Annotated in this window: 10 protein-coding genes and 1 pseudogene; 3 read left to right on the forward strand and 8 right to left on the reverse strand. The window is 73.3% G+C overall.

Annotated features, from left to right (window positions below; translation table 11 throughout):
• Nucleotides 1-49: 49 nt before the first annotated feature.
• Both CGL27_RS23495 and CGL27_RS23500 read left to right on the forward strand, forming a co-directional pair.
• Nucleotides 50-1,216, forward strand: a complete 1,167-nt coding sequence (locus CGL27_RS23495) for a sensor histidine kinase (RefSeq protein WP_119989800.1) — start codon at nt 50-52, stop codon at nt 1,214-1,216.
• Nucleotides 1,204-1,878, forward strand: coding sequence for a response regulator transcription factor (locus tag CGL27_RS23500; RefSeq protein ID WP_078642295.1), 675 nt, complete (start codon nt 1,204-1,206; stop codon nt 1,876-1,878). Before CGL27_RS23495 ends, CGL27_RS23500 begins: the two co-directional genes overlap by 13 nt.
• A 342-nt stretch (nt 1,879-2,220) precedes the next feature.
• Here the strand turns inward: CGL27_RS23500 and CGL27_RS23505 are convergent, their stop codons facing one another.
• Nucleotides 2,221-4,743 (reverse strand): FtsX-like permease family protein, encoded by a 2,523-nt coding sequence (locus tag CGL27_RS23505; RefSeq protein WP_119989802.1) that lies wholly within the window; start codon nt 4,741-4,743, stop codon nt 2,221-2,223.
• On the reverse strand, nt 4,740-5,516 hold the full coding sequence (locus tag CGL27_RS23510; protein WP_119989804.1) for an ABC transporter ATP-binding protein: 777 nt from the start codon (nt 5,514-5,516) through the stop codon (nt 4,740-4,742). Before CGL27_RS23510 ends, CGL27_RS23505 begins: the two co-directional genes overlap by 4 nt.
• Nucleotides 5,517-5,799: 283 nt before the next feature.
• On the opposite strand from CGL27_RS23510, the gene gdhA reads away from it, so the two are divergent.
• Nucleotides 5,800-7,146, forward strand: a complete 1,347-nt coding sequence (gdhA, locus tag CGL27_RS23515) for an NADP-specific glutamate dehydrogenase (protein WP_119989805.1) — start codon at nt 5,800-5,802, stop codon at nt 7,144-7,146.
• A gap of 49 nt (nt 7,147-7,195) precedes the next feature.
• Here gdhA and CGL27_RS23520 read toward each other — a convergent pair whose 3' ends face one another.
• The 6 genes and pseudogenes from CGL27_RS23520 to CGL27_RS23545 all read right to left on the reverse strand — a co-directional run bounded on the left by CGL27_RS23520 (nt 7,196) and on the right by CGL27_RS23545 (nt 15,212).
• Nucleotides 7,196-8,320: a PP2C family protein-serine/threonine phosphatase gene (locus CGL27_RS23520; RefSeq protein WP_119989807.1), complete on the reverse strand. Its 1,125-nt coding sequence runs from the start codon at nt 8,318-8,320 to the stop codon at nt 7,196-7,198.
• A 102-nt stretch (nt 8,321-8,422) separates the two neighbouring features.
• On the reverse strand, nt 8,423-9,202 hold the full coding sequence (locus CGL27_RS23525) for an IclR family transcriptional regulator C-terminal domain-containing protein (protein WP_119989808.1): 780 nt from the start codon (nt 9,200-9,202) through the stop codon (nt 8,423-8,425).
• 106 nt (nt 9,203-9,308) lie between these two features.
• The gene (locus CGL27_RS23530) at nt 9,309-9,686 is read right to left on the reverse strand and encodes an SRPBCC family protein (protein WP_240450610.1); all 378 of its coding nucleotides are present in this window, start codon (nt 9,684-9,686) and stop codon (nt 9,309-9,311) included.
• Between the two features lie 150 nt (nt 9,687-9,836).
• Nucleotides 9,837-11,120: an FAD-dependent oxidoreductase gene (locus CGL27_RS23535; RefSeq protein ID WP_205587741.1), complete on the reverse strand. Its 1,284-nt coding sequence runs from the start codon at nt 11,118-11,120 to the stop codon at nt 9,837-9,839.
• A gap of 89 nt (nt 11,121-11,209) precedes the next feature.
• Nucleotides 11,210-12,633 (reverse strand): annotated as a pseudogene (locus CGL27_RS23540) (amidase).
• Between the two features lie 242 nt (nt 12,634-12,875).
• Nucleotides 12,876-15,212 (reverse strand): terpene synthase family protein, encoded by a 2,337-nt coding sequence (locus tag CGL27_RS23545; RefSeq protein WP_346345737.1) that lies wholly within the window; start codon nt 15,210-15,212, stop codon nt 12,876-12,878.
• Nucleotides 15,213-15,224: the final 12 nt, after the last annotated feature.

Here is a 15,224-nt window from a genome sequence, read left to right on the forward strand (position 1 = left end):
GCTACACCCCCGCTGCCGTGAACCCGCTCCTTCACTTAGCCTGACCGCCATGCGGGAGACGGTGTGGCGGGCGGGGCGGGCCTCGGTGGAGTTGCTGCGGGGGGCCGGGATCGCCCTGGCCTCGTATCTGTTCATCGGGGTGGCGATGTTCGCCGCCGTCGCGATGGTCACCGTCGTGGGCGCGGGGGTGCTGCCCGAGTCCGTACTGCTGGTGCGCAGGACGGCCGGGTACAAGCGGCGGTGGGTGGGCGCCTGGACCGGGGAGCCCGTGCCCGAGGCGTACCAGCCGCTGAACGGTGAGGTGTTCGCGCGGGTGCGGACGGCGGTCGGGGATCCGGGCACGTACCGCGATCTGCGCTGGCTCGCCGCCCACGCGGTCTACGGCTGGCTGCTGGCTTGCTGCGCGATGCCGGTGTGGGTCATCGGGCTGATGGTCGACGGGGTGTGGTGCGGGCTGCTGAAGCAGCGGGCCGTGGTGCTGCCGCTGATCGAGCGGCTCGTCGACCTCGACGCGGCGTGGTCGCGGGCGCTGCTGCTGCCGTCGCCGGAGGCGCTGCGCACCGCCCGGCTCGCCGAGCGGGTGGAGGAGCTGTCCGAGACCCGGGCGGGCGCCGTCGCCGCGCACGGGGCCGAACTGCGGCGCATCGAGCGGGACTTGCACGACGGTACGCAGGCGCGTCTGGTGGCGCTCTCGATGCGGGTGGGGCTGGCGCGGCGCGCGTACGACAAGGACCCCGACGCGGCGCACAAGCTGCTGGAGGACGCGCAGGACCAGGCCGAGGAGGCCCTCACCGAGCTGCGCCATGTCGTGCGCGGCATCCATCCGCCGATCCTCACCGACCGCGGACTCGTGGGCGCCGTAAGAGCGCTCGCGGCCGGCAGCGGGCTCGAGGTGTCCGTGGACGACGACGGGGTGGAGGACGGGCCCCGGGCACCGGCGGCGGTCGAGGCGGCCGCGTACTTCGTGATCGCGGAGGCGCTGACCAACGCGGCCAAGCACAGCGGGGCCGAGCGGGCGTCGGTCGAGCTCGTGCGGATGAGGGATAGGTTGAGGGTCGCGGTACGGGACGAGGGCCGGGGCGGGGCCGATCCCGCGGGCGGCAGTGGGCTGCTCGGCATGCGGCGCCGGGTCGCGGCGCTGGACGGGACCGTGGAGATGACCAGCCCCGCCGGGGGGCCGACGCTGATCGAAGTGGAGCTGCCGTGCGTGTGGTGATCGCCGAGGACAACGCTCTGCTGCGGGAGGGCATGGTCCTGCTGCTGAACTCCGCCGGGCATGAGGTGGTGGCGGTCGCATCCAGCGGCCCCGAGGTGCTGCCCGCCCTCCTCGAACACCGTCCGGACGCGGCCGTACTCGACGTCCGCATGCCGCCGGGCTTCCGCGACGAGGGGCTGCGCGCGGCGCTCGCGGCGCGGCGGGAGATCCCCGGTCTGCCGGTGCTGGTGCTCTCGCAGTACGTCGAGGAGACCTACGCGACCGAGTTGCTGGCCGATGGCGCGGGCGGGCTCGGCTATCTGCTGAAGGACCGGGTGGGACGGGTCGAGGAGTTCCTGGACGCGCTGGAACGGGTGGTCGCGGGCGGTACGGCGCTGGATCCTGAGGTGGTCAAGGAGCTGATGACCCGGCGCCGCGACGATCCGGTGGACGCCTTGACGCCGCGCGAGCGCGAGGTGCTGCACCTGATGGCGGAGGGACGGGACAACACCACGATCGCCCGGACGCTGGTGGTCTCGGAGCGCGCGGTCAGCAAGCACATCGGCAATGTCTTCGCCAAGCTGGGCCTGCCGCCGAGCGACAGCGGGCACCGGCGGGTGCTGGCGGTCCTGGCGTATCTCAACAAGGGGGCGGGCAAGGGGGAGTCGGCGGACAAGCGGTAGGGCCGGGCCTGGTGCGGGTACCGGGCCTGGTGCGGGTACCGGGCCTGGTGCGGGTACCGGGCCTGGTGCGGGTACCGGGCCTGGTGCAGGACCCGGGCCCGGCGCGGGACCCGGCCCCACCGAGATCTCGGCTCCGGCAGCGTTCGCGGCCGCGTGAGCCGTGGCTTTCCCCACCCCGCCCCTTCCCGAAAGAGGGGGCTCCGCCCCCTCACCCCCACCGGGGCTCCGCCCCGGACCCCGCTCCTCAAACGCCGGAGGGGCTGAAAGACCACGGATACCGTCCCCGCAGCGTCCCCCGCTCCTCAAACGCCGGAGGGGCTGAAAGGCCGCGGATACGCTGAATCACCGCGGATAACGTCCCCGCAGCGTCGTCCACACCGGTGGCAGCGACCCGGCCGCCGCCGTCACCGCGACCACCGAGACGATCACCGCGGCCTGCACCGGCGGCAGGTACGGCAGCGTGCCCGCCATGGCCATGCTGAAGGCCAGCAGCGGTACGGACGCCACGACCGCCCCCACCACCAGCCCGGTCACCACCGTGGCCGCCGCCTCCAGGCGCAGCATCCGGCGCAGTTGACGGCGGCCCGCGCCCGCCAGCCGTAGCAGCCGCAGCTCGGGGCGGCGTCCGGTGGCGATGAGCGCGAGGGTGCTCAGGACGGCGATCACCGTGAAGCCGCCGACCGCCCCGACCACCGCCACCGATACCACCTCGGCCAGCGCCCGCTCCGCCGCCTCGCCTCGCACCGGCGCCGGGTCCCGCTCCACGCGGGCCCCGGGCACCGCCCGCGCCAGCGCCTTCGTGACCGTCTTACGGTCGGCATCGGGCGCGGTCGCGACCAGGACCCGGCCCGCGGCGGGCAGGGACGTGTGGCGCAGCAGATCCTCCCGGGAGAGCAGGAAGTCCCCGAGCGCGAGCGAGCGTTGGTACGTCGCCACGACCCGCAGCCGGGTCTCCTGACCGTCCCCGAACCGCAGGGTCACCGTGGAGCCGGGCCGTGCGCCGAGGGAGTCCGCCCGGTCGGCGCCGACGGCGACCGTTCCGGGCCGTAGCCGGGCGAGGTCCCCGTCCCGCACGCCCGGGTCGAGGGTGTGGGTCAGCCGCTCCGGGGTGACGCCGAAGACCGGCAGCCGCTCCAGTTCGGGCGCACCGAGCTGGCTCCGCGCCAGCAGCACCGTGCCGGGAACGACCTCTGTCGCCGCCCGTACCCCAGGGACCTCGCGGATCCGCTCCACCGCCCCGGCCAGGAGCCCGCCGTCCGCGCGCACCGCGAGATCGGCGCGCAGCACCTGGCGGGCCTGGGCGTCCCCCGCGTGGGTCATGGTCGCGCCCCCGGCGAGCTGGACCCCGGCGAACGCGGTGACCAGCACGATCGGGGTGATCGCCGCGCCCAGCCGGTGGGCGGACGCGGCGCAGTTGGCGGCGGCGAGGCGGCCGCCGGGGCCGAACAGCCGCAGCGGAGCGCCGAGCAGCCGCATCGCCCCCTCGGCGATCCACGGTCCGAGCACGGCGCAGGCGATCACCATCGTCACCGCCGCCCCACCGGCCGCGGCCGCCGCGGTCGCGCCCTGCTGGAGGGCGGCCGTCCCGGCCGAACTCGCGCCCACGAACAGCAACACCAGCCCCGTGATGCGGCGCGCGCTGCCGGGTGCCCGCTCGCGCAGCGCCTCCGCCGGGCGCAGCTTGGCGGTCCCGGAGCAGCCGATGAGCGCCGCGATCCCGGCCACCAGGACGGTGACGGCGGCGGTGACCAGGGGCACGGGCCACAGCAGCGGCGGAAGCGTCAGCGCGAGTCCGGTGGGCAGCGCGCCCCGGGCGTCCAGCAGTGCGCGCAGCCCCAGATACGCGGGGACCGCCCCGGCCGCACCCGCCAGCGCCGCCCAGGCCGCGACCCGCCCCACCTCCCGGCCCACGGCACCGCGCAACTGTCCCGGTGTGGCGCCGACCGCCCGCAACAGGCCCAGCTCATGGGAGCGTTGCCGCAGCGCCTGGACGATGGTCGACGAGACCACGAGCAGCGCCACCAGGACGACGGCACCGGCCACGGAGCCGAGCGCCGCCAGCAGCTCGCCGCGGGCGGGCGCGGCGGCCAGGAACTCGGGCTCTCCCCTCTCGCCCCCGGTCAGGACGCGCACGGCGGCCGGGTCCCCCTCGGCGCGGCGCCCGACGTCGGTGACACCGGCCGCCTCAAGGGCCTTCCGCACCCGCCCGGCCAACTCCCCCGGGTCCGTGCCGGGTTCGGCGACGACCCCGACGGCGTCCAGCGCCTCCGGGTGGCCGGCCAGGCGGCGGGCCTCGGCGCCGGTGAACCAGACGGCGGAGCCGGGGCCTTCGGCGACGCCCACGACGGTGTACGCCGTGTCGCGGCCCTCCACGCGCAGCGTCAGCCGCGCCCCGACGCGGCCCGCGCCGCCGCCCGTCACGACCTCGTCCGCGCGCTGCGGGGCGCGCCCCCTCCGTAGCGCGTAGGGCGCCAACTGGGCGGCCTCCCAGGGCCGTCCGGTGGCGGACCGGCCCGCGCGGCCCACCGGGAATTCCAGGTCGGCGACGGCCGTCCGCACCCCGGGCACCCCGCGCACCGCGGTCAGCGCCGTACGGGGGATCCGGACCCGCTCGGTGAGCCCGGCGCTCACGGTCTCGCGGTCGCCCAGCGACGCCGCGCTGAAGCGGGTGGTCTGGTCGCCGGCCACGACGAGGTCGGCCCCGGCGTACCGCTCCACCCGTGGATGTGCGCTCCAGGCCGAGGCGAGGGTCAGCCCGAACGCGCCGAGCAGCAGGGAGGTGAGGGTGAGCGCGGCGAAGACGGCGGTCCACGCCTTACGGTGGGCACGGGTGGCGCGAGCGGCCAGCAGAGTGGCGACCTTCATGCCGTCCGCCCGCCCAGCTCCTTGAGGATGCGGCGGATGTCGGCCGCCTCCGGCCGCTCCTGCCGCCAGACCAGCTTCCCCCGCATCAGGAACAGCGCCTCGTCGGCCCAGGCGGCGGCGAACGGGTCATGGGTGACCATGACGACCGTATGGCCCTCACGGTCGACGGCCTGCCGCAGCAGCGTCAGCACCTCCTCCGCGGCGGCGGGGTCCAGTGCCCCCGTCGGCTCGTCGGCGAAGACGATGTCGGGCGTGGTCACCAGCGCGCGGGCGATCGCCACCCGCTGGCACTGCCCACCGGACAGCTCCGACGGCACGGCGCCGCCCCGGTCCCCCAGCCCGACCGCCGCAAGGGCCCGCAGATGCCGGTCGCCGGGGCTCTCGCCGCCGAGCATCAGCGGCAGGGCGACGTTCTCCGCGACGCTCAGCGACGGCACCAGGTGGTGCGCCTGGAAGACGAAGCCGATCCGCTCCCGCCGCAGCCGGGTCAGCGCCGCCTCGTTCAGCGAGGACAGTTGGGTGCCGCCGATGCGCACCGTGCCCGCCGTCGGCCGGTCGAGCCCGGCGGCGCACTGCAGCAAGGTCGACTTCCCGCACCCCGAGGGACCCATCACCGCGAGGAACCGTCCGCGCGGCACCGTCAGATGGATGGGGTGCAGCGCCACGACCCCCGGCCGGTATTCCCGGGTGACCCCGTCCAGGGTCAGCGCGTGGTGCCAGGTCCCCGCCTGCTCCGCGGTGGCCGTCGTACGGCCGCGCCACTGCCTCTTCATCGGTCCGTCCCTCTGTCGGCTCCGGGCGGATCGAACGGGTCCGCCGGTCACCGAGAACGCTAGAAACGGGCGCGGACGCGCGGGAGAGAGCACAGTCCCGTACCTGCGGGTGGTACAGCCCCCACCCCGGGGTGGAGCAGGCTCCACCATCGCCTGATCTTCCCGGTCCGCGAGCGACTCCCTGGGCGCGCCGCCGTGGTGAACCCCGCCGGGGACAAGATCCTGGACATCCCCACCGGACCGGCATATGAGACAGAAGACAACAGAGAGGCATCAGGCACCCATGGATGTCAGCGCCCGCATCGAGGCCGTCTACGCGCAGATCGTGCACCGCAACCCCGGGGAGTCCGAGTTCCACCAGGCGGCGCGCGAGGTGCTGCCGACCCTCGCCCCCGTGCTCGGCGCGCATCCGGAGTATCTGGACGCCCGGATCGTGGAGCGGCTGTGCGAACCGGAGCGGCAGCTCGTCTTCCGGGTGCCCTGGGTGGACGACGACGGCGAGGTGCGGGTCAACCGCGGCTTCCGGGTGGAGTTCAACAGCGCGCTGGGCCCCTACAAGGGCGGCCTGCGCTTCCACCCCAGCGTCAATCTGGGCATCGTGAAGTTCCTCGGCTTCGAGCAGATCTTCAAGAACGCGCTGACCGGCCTGGCCATCGGCGGCGGCAAGGGCGGTGCGGACTTCGACCCCAAGGGGCGCTCGGACGGCGAGGTCATGCGGTTCTGCCAGTCCTTCATGACCGAGCTGTACCGCCACCTCGGCGAGCACACGGACGTGCCCGCGGGGGACATCGGGGTGGGCGCCCGCGAGATCGGCTATCTCTTCGGCCAGTACAAGCGGGTGACCAACCGCTTCGAGGCCGGTGTGCTGACCGGTAAGCCGGTCGGCTGGGGCGGTTCACCCGCGCGTACCGAGGCCACGGGGTACGGCACCGTCCACTTCGCCCAGGAGATGCTGCGCACCCGTAAGAAGGATCTCGACGGCCTTACGGTCGTCGTCTCCGGGTCCGGCAATGTGGCCCTCTACGCCATCGAGAAGGTCCACGCCCTCGGCGGGCGGGTGGTGGCCTGCTCCGACTCCTCCGGTCATGTGGTCGACCCGGACGGGATCGACCTCGCCCTGCTCAGGGAGATCAAGGAGGTCCGCCGGGAGCGGATCGCCGCCTATGCCGCCGCCAAGCCGGGCGCCGTCTTCTCCGGCCGCGGTTCGGTCTTCGAGGTGCCCTGCGAGGTCGCCCTGCCCTGCGCGACCCAGAACGAGCTGACCGAGCAGAGCGCGATCGCCCTGGTCAAGAACGGCGTGCTGGCCGTGGCCGAGGGCGCCAACATGCCCTGCACCCCGGCGGCGATCGAGATCTTCCGGGAGGCCGATGTGCTCTTCGGCCCCGGTAAGGCCGCGAACGCGGGCGGGGTGGCCACCTCCGCCCTGGAGATGCAGCAGAACGCCTCCCGCGAGCGCTGGACCTTCGCCCAGACCGAGGCCCGCCTCGCGGCCGTCATGACCGAGGTCCACACCCTGTGCCGCACCACCGCCGACCGCTACGACTGCTCTCCCGACGACTACGCCCTGGGCGCGAACGCCGCCGGATTCGTGCGGGTGGCGGAGGCGATGGCCGCCCAGGGCGTCGTCTGAGCCGGTCGGGTGCGCCGAGCCAGTCGCATCGGCATTGACGGCATACGGCTCACGCCGACGACGCCGACGGCATGTCGGCCGCCGCGCGCACCGCGCCCAGCACCGGCTTGCGGAGCAGCAGCAGCGCCGCGTCGTCGTGGAGCCGCCCGCCCACATGGGTCAGCAGTTCGTCGTGGAGCGAGGCGAGCGTGCGGGACGGCTCGTCGCAGACGTGCCGCGGCACCCGTTCCAGCAGCGGGAAGTACTCCCGGCCGCGGTCCCGCGCCTCGATGACCCCGTCCGTGTAGAGCAGGAGCTGGTCCCCGCCCGCGAACGGCACCACCTGGAGGCTCGGCAGATCGCCGCCCAGGGAGGCCAGACCGAGCGGCGGGGCCGGGCGGGTGGGCTCGACGGCGATGACGCCGGACTCGCCGACCAGCAGCGGCGGGGCGTGTCCGCAGTTGACGAGCTCCATCCGGCCGTCGCTGGGGTATCCGGCGACCACGGCGGTGACGAAGTCGTCGGGCGCCAGGTTGCGGGACAGGCTGCGCTCGATCCGGGCGACGACGTCGAGCAGGTCGGGCTCGTCGTAGGCGGCCTCGCGGAAGACACCGAGCACCAGCGCGGCGGTGCTCACCGCGGGCAGCCCCTTGCCGCGCACATCGCCGACGATCAGCCGGACCCCGTACGGCGTGGGCAGCAGGGCATAGAGATCGCCGCCCACCCGTGCCTCCGCGGCAGCGGCGCTGTAGCGGACGGCCACCTGGAACTGGCCGACCCGCGCGGGCACCGGTTTGAGCAGGGCGTTCTGGGCGGCCTCGGCGACCGAGCGGACGTCGGCGAGCACCCGCTCACGGCGTCTGCGCAGGGCGCTGGCCCCGCAGCTCGCCAGGGACACGGCGGCGGGCGTGGCCAGCAGGATCGCCTGGGTACGCACCGGCTCCACGCCCTGGGTGCCCAGGAACGCGCCCACCGCCACGGCGAGCAACCCGATGCGTATCACCCCGTACGGTCCGCACTGGGCGGCGGCGAGCGCTGGACCAACGGCGAGCAGGGGCAGCCAGGCCAGCCCCTCGGAGGTGACGAGGGCCAGCAGGGCCACCCCGCAAATGATGATGACGGGGACCGCGGGGGCGAAGTGCCGACGGCCGACCAGTTGGTCAGGGTCGGATGGGCGGAGTCGGTCCGGGAACATGACCTGCTTCGCTGCTCTCTTCCACTGGGGACAAGTGATACCGGAGATGTCCGTTACATCCAGAGAAACAGCGATTCCATAGGTTCGGCAAGGGCCGCGTTTTCAGATAGTGAGCGAGAGGTGTCTGCTCACCCGGTTCGCCGTCGGGACCAGGTGGGTCCGGAACAGCTCACGGTGCGGATCCTTCCTCGCCAGCCGGGCCAGCCGGGCCACCGGCAGCGAGATCCCGAGCGAGCCGAGCCGGTCCCCGCAGTGGATCGGCACCGCGAAGCAGGCCGTGCCCAGGGCGTACTCCTCCAGGTCCGCGACCAGCGGGCTGCCGGTCGGGGAGTCCAGCCGGCGCAGCAGATCGTCGGAGCGGGTGACGGTGCGCGGGGTGAGATCGACGAGCGGATGGCGGGACAGATAGTCGTGGCGGGCGTCGTCGTCCAGCTCGCGCAGTACGCATTTGCCCAGCGCGGTGGCGTGCCCGGCGTCCTCGCACCCCACCCACAGATCGACCCGGGGCGACTGCGGACCGTCGACGATGTCCACGATCCGGATCTCGCCCTCCTCGTAGAAGGTGAGGTAGGCGGCGGCGGAGAGCTCGTCGCGCAGCGCGGTCAGGGTGGGCCGGACGCGGGCGAGCAGCACCTGATCCCGGCTTCCGGATTCGAGGGTGCGCAGCTTGTCGCCGATCACGAAACCGCCGTCGTCCAGCCGGCGCACATAGCCGTCGTGGACCAGCGTCCGCAGCAGGTGGTAGGTGGTCGCCAGCGGCAGCCCCGTCTCCCGTGCGAGCCGCTTGGCCGGCGCGCCGCCCTCATGCGCGCCCACCGCCTCCATCAGCCGGAAGGCCCGCTGTACGGATGTGATCAGCGTAGGCGCTGTTTGAACACCCATACATCCAGCTTGCTCCCGGTATAACCGGATGAGCAAGATCTGAGAAATCGGACCCGCGTGAGGGGCGCCGACCGGTGTGGTCGGCGCCCCTCACGGACGTATGAGATCAGTGTGGTCGGCCGGGGAGAGCCGGCCGCGCGATGTGGTCAGCCGGGGGAGATCCGGCCGCGCCAGGCGCCTTGGCCAGATTGACCCGGGTGTGGCGCTCGTCGAGGGGCTCGAAGGTCACCAGGCCCTGCTGCCGCACCTCACCGGAGGTGGTGCGCCATGCGATGCGCTCGTCGGGAAGCTGATCCACGATCTCGGTGTCGAACTCCCGGTGCACACCGGCGATGGAGGTCGCCCAGTGGTTGTGGCGTTCGTCCACCTGGGTGACCTGATCCACACCTTCCATGAACCTCGGGAACTCGGTGAACTGCGTCCACTGGTTGTAGGCGGTGTGGAGCGGAACCCCAACCTCGACGGACTCCCGCACGGTGCTCATCGGTGACTCCTTTCGATGTGGTCGTGTCGCTCACCACGGCGGGTTTCCGAGAGCGCTGGGCCAAAACCTGCGCCCGGACGATCGGCGCGACGACAGGACCGGACGATCGGCGCGCCCGACGACAGGAGCAGAGCCGGGGACAGCCGCGGATCAGCGCAGCGGATGCAGCGGGGCCAGTTCGGCCGGGGAGCTGCCGGTCGCGATGGCGTCGGCCAGCAGCCGTCCGCTGAGCGGGCCGAGGGCCACGCCCCACATGCCGTGGCCGCCGTTGACATAGACGCGCGGCGAGGCGGTCGGGCCGACCAGCGGCAGTCCGTCGGGGGTGCAGGGGCGGGCACCGACCCAGGTGTCCGTACGGGCGTCCCAGTCGATGCCGCGCAGCAGCGGACGGGCCGCCGCGATGATCGCCTGGATCCGGCGCGGGTCCACCGGCCGTTCCACGGGCGCCAGTTCCATCATCCCGGCGACCCGCACCCGGCCCTCGCCCAGCGGGGTGCAGACGACCTTCTGGGCGGCCAGATACGTGGGACGGGTGGGGGCGCCCTCGGCCGGCACGCTGAAGCTGTAGCCGCGTCCGGCCTGGACCGGCACCCGGACCCCGAACGGCCGGACCAGCCCGTCCAGCCAGGCGCCGGTGGCCACGACGGCGACATCCGCGCGGAGTTGGCCCCGGGAGGTGGTGACGGCCACGCCTCGCCCCAGGTCCCGGATTCCAGACACCTCCGTCCGCTCCAGGATCTCGCCGCCGCGCCCGCGCACCGCGTCGGCCAGCGCGCGGACGAAGTTTCCCGGGTTCAGATAGCGCTGGCCGTGGAGTTCGACGGCCGCGCCGATGCCGTCGCCGAGCGTCGGCTCCAGCTCGCGGGCCCGGTCCCCGTCGACCTGCTCGTACGCGATCGAGAACCCGGCCGCGCGGGCCCGCTCCAGCTCCTCGACCATCACGGCGCGCTCGGCCGCGGTGCGGAAGGCGAGCAGACAGGGTTCGGCGGGCCGGGTCGGCTCGGCGACGCCGTCCGCCGCGAGGGCGTCGTACGCGTCCAGCGCATGGCGGTTCAGCGTGGCGAAGGTGGCGGCCAGGACCCGCCAGCGGCGTGGGGTGCAGTTCCGGGTGAAGGAGAGCAGGAAGCGGGCGAGCCGGGGATCGGGCCGGGGCGGTATGTAGACGGGCGACTCGGGGGAGACCAGGCTGCGCAGCCCGTAGCGGAGGGCGGCCGGTTCGGGCAGCGGCAGCGTCAGGGCCGGGGACAGCCAGCCGGCGTTCCCCCAGGACGCCCCGGCCGCGGGGTGACGCCGCTCCACGACGGTGACCTCGACGCCGTGGTTCCGCAGCGACCAGGCGGTGGCGAGGCCGACCATGCCCGCGCCGATGACGATGGCGCTGCGGGGCGGGCGGGACGGACCGGTGGCACGGGACGGGCCGGTGGCAGCGGGCACGGATGTGCTCCTTCCCATGGGTGGAACGCGATCATCGGCGGTAGCGGCCGGGCGCGGCACCGTCCCGCCGCCCTGGTGTGCCCCCTTGGTCACCCGATGCCCGCCGGGCGCCGCCGCCAGTGCCCGGTGGCCCGCTCGAAGGCGTGGCCGACCTGGAGGACCTCGAAGTCCGCCCGGTGCGGCCCGACGATCTGCAGTCCGACGGGCAGCCCGCCGGGTGTGAACCCGGCCGGTACGGACAGCGCCGGACTGCCGGTCGAGCTGATCAGATACGCCGAGCGCATCCAGTCCAGATAGTCGTCCATGGCCACCCCGGCGACCTCGGTCGGGTACTCGATGCCGACGTCGAAGGGCAGCACCTGGCTCACCGGGAGCAACAGCACGTCATAGCGGCCGAAGAACTCCCGGACGCGGTGGTAGAGCCGGGTGTGCAGCACCTCCGCGCGGGCGACATCCGGTCCGCTGAGCTTGCGCCCCTCCTCGGTGTTCTCCCGGATCGTCTGCTTCAGACCGTCGGGGTGGCGGTCCATGAGCGTGCCGAAGGCGACCTCGAACATCGAGGCGCGCAGCGTACGGAAGACCTCCTCGGCCTCGGTCAGGTCCGGGCAGGCCCGCTCCACGACGCAGCCGAGGTCGGTGAAGACCTCCACCGCCGACTCGACCGCCGCGGCCACCTCGGGCTCGACCGGCACCAGCCCCCGAGATCCGGCGACCAGGCCACCCGCAGCCCCGTCAGATCGCGGTCCAGGGGGCGGGCGAAGCGGGCGCCGGGCTCCTCCAGGGCGATCGGCGACCGCGCGTCGGGTCCGGCGATGGCGGACAGCAGCAGGGCGGCGTCGGCCACGGTGCGGGCCAGCGGCCCCCTGACGTTCAGGGTGCTCCAGGCCGTCGCGGCGGGCCAGGCGGGGACGCGCCCGGGCGACGGGCGCAGACCGACGACATTGCAGAACGAGGCCGGGTTGCGCAGCGAGCCGCCGGTGTCGCTGCCGTCCGCGATCGGGATCATGCCGGAGGCCAGCGCGGCCGCCGCGCCCCCACTGCTGCCGCCCGCGCTGCGCCCCAGGTCGTACGGGTTGTGGGTGGCGCCGAAAATCGGGTTGAAGGTGTGCGAACCGGCCCCGAACTCAGGCACATTGGTCTTGCCGATGGTGATCGCCCCGGCGGCCCGGATCCGTTCGATCAGCAGATCGTCCTGGTCGGGCACGCCGTCGGCGAGCGGCGAGCCATGGGTGGTGCGGATGCCCGCGGTGTTGTGGGTGTCCTTGTGGGCGATGGGCAGCCCGTGCAGCGGCCCGAGTTCCTCCCCCGCCGCGATCCGCTCATCGGCCCGTTCGGCGGCCTCGCGGGCACGGTCCGCGACGAGGGTGACGACCGCGTTGACGGCGGGGTTGACCCGTTCGATACGGGCCAGATGGGCCTCGAGCAGCTCGCGCGCGGACAGCTCGCGGGTGCGCAGCAGGCGGCTGAGGTCCAGCGCGGTCCTGAAGCAGAGGTCGTCATCCGTCGTCGTCACGGTCGCTCGCCTTCCTTACGGGGCCCAGGGACAGAACCCATGGTTCGGGAAGCGGCCGGTCGAGGGAAGAGCACCTGGCATCGGGGCATCGGCCCGGACGGCCCGGACGGCCCGGACAGTCCGGTCAGTCCGGTCAGTCCGGTCAGTCCGACAAGTGGCCACCCCGCCATGTCCCGGCGGACAAGGCGGGGCGGCCGGTCCAAGGCCCTTACGGACCCCGGGTCCATACGGCCCCGAGATCCTTACGGACGTGCTCCGACTGCCCCGGCGGGCACCGGAATCCGCGCGGCCGAGGTGCCGAGCCCGGTGGGCCCGTGCCACGGGGCCACCGGCCGCGCCGCCGATCCGGCCCCGGCCCCCATCGGCTGCCGGTGCACGCGGAGCAGCTCCGCCTCCCGGTAGCGCGGGACCTCCCGGTGCCAGTTCATGATCCCGGTCATCCAGTGGCGCAGCTCCCGCACATAGCCGTCCATCGCCTTCCGGGCCTCCGGCGCCAGGCCGAAGTCGTCGTAGAGCACGGGGAACTCATGCTCCGCGACATGCTGGAACTGCCGCATCCGGGACGTCATCAGATCGTTCACGACGGCGACCCCGGTCGGATAGTCGCAGTCGAAGAAGTTCTGGACGACGAGGACGCCGTTGTGGACCTCGCCCTCGAATTCGATCTCCTTCTGGTACGAGAAGACGTCGTTCAGCAGCGTCGCGTAATCCACGGCGGCGTTCTCCAGCGACCGGACCGGGCCGCTGCGGTAGATCTCGGGCGGCACCCGCCGTCCGCGCGCCAGTCGGCACAGGCTCATGGTGAGGTCGGAACCGAAGGTGTGCCGGCGCATCTCGATGTAGTCGACCGGGTCTGGGATCCGGTTCTTGGTCTGGTTGGCCAGCTCCCACAGCCAACTGGCGGTCATGTCGTCGATGGACTGCCGCAGATCGCGGCGCGCCGAGTCCTCCATCGGGCCCGCCGTACGGCCCCACAGATCGGCCAGCGAGCGCTCCAGCGCGGTCGCCGGGACCGGGGTGGGGCCCGCGTCGAGCGGCATGAACGCCCCGAGCCGGGCGTTGCACGCCCAGGCTCCGGCCAGGTCGTGGGTGCGGCCGAAGACCGCCGGGTAGTAGTCGTCCGCGTAGGTGCCCCAGGCCAGCCAGCCCGACGCCAGGTCGAGCTCGTCCAGGGAGCCGTCCGGGTGGATGCCCGCCGCGCACAGCGGGAGATCGGCGGCGCGCAGCCGCTCCTCGTCCCAGACCTGCGAACCGGGGATGCCGGGCTGCGGTTCGAGGATGCCCATCCGGTGTGCCCAGTCGGTCAGATGGCGGCGGGCGGCGGGCAGATGTGCGTTGAGCCGGAGGGGGAACGGCATGAAGAAGTCCGGCAGCAGGGACGGCCCCGTCTTCTGGAACGGCACATGGCTGAACGTGCGCGACCTGGCCGCCTCCGCCCGGCCGGTGGTCAGCGGCAGGCTCGCCGCGGAGACGCCGAGGCCGCTGAGCGCGAAGGGGGACCACGCCGGGGCCTTGGCCGCCTGGCCGGTGCCGCCCGCCTCGTCGGCGCCGTGCGCGCCGCCCGCGCCGCCCGCTTCGTCCGCGCCATGTGCCCCGTTCATATAGCGGCTGGAGCGCATATGCCACTCATGGCCGCCGGACTGCCAGTCCTGGAGCCCCTTGACGTAGGCGAGGACGCCCGCGCAGGCCGCCGCGTCCAGGCCGTGCTCGGCGAAGAGCGGGCCGAGCTCGGTGAGCGTGGTGTCCTCGAACTGCCGCAGCCGTGAGGTGAGCAGCTCGTTGACGGAGTCGGCCGCCTCCTGGGTGGTACAGCACAGGAACGTCTCCAGGACCAGGACGCCATTGCTCAGCTCGCCCTCGTCCTCGATCTCCCGCTGGTAGGAGAACAGGTCGTTGCGCAGATGCACCGCGTCCGCGAAGGCGTCGCGCAGCACCCGCATCGGCCGCGACCCGGCGATCACCGCCGGCACCTCGGCCTCCACCGCATGTTCGACCAGCCCGGCCGACCAGGGCGCGCCGCCGACCTTACGGCGCATCTCGATGTACTCGACCGGATTGGGGATCCGGTGGATGTTGATGTTCGAGAGCTCCCAGAGCGATTCGTTGAGCAGATTCTCGGTGCTCTCCCGGAACCGGGCCCGCCAGTCCGACGACATCGAGGGCACCGTCCGCGCCCACAGATCCGCGAGCCCCGCCTCGACCGGGTTGGTGGGCTCGGGAGTCCCGGCGGCCGGATCCATCGGCATGAAGGCGGGCAGCCGGTCGAGATACGCCTTACCGGCCGCACGGTCCTGGGAGCGCTTGAACGTCTCCAGGAAGTGGTCGTCGAAGAAGAAGACCCACACATACCAGTCCGTGATCAGCGAGAGCTCCGCGCCGGAACAGTCGGGGTGGGTGTACGCGCACAGCAGGGCGTAGTCGTGGGCGTCGAGATCCTTCTGCTCCCAGATCCCCGAGCCCTCGAGCATTCCCATCGTGCGGGCCCACTGGGTGGAGTGCTCCCGTGCCTCCTGGAGATGGGGGTTCAGCCGGGCCGGATACGGCATGTAGAACTCGGGGAGTTGAAAGGGCTGTGTCACTGCTGGGCCGAC

The organism is Streptomyces sp. 11-1-2 (assembly GCF_003595545.1).
GTDB classification, from domain to species: domain Bacteria; phylum Actinomycetota; class Actinomycetes; order Streptomycetales; family Streptomycetaceae; genus Streptomyces; species Streptomyces hygroscopicus_B.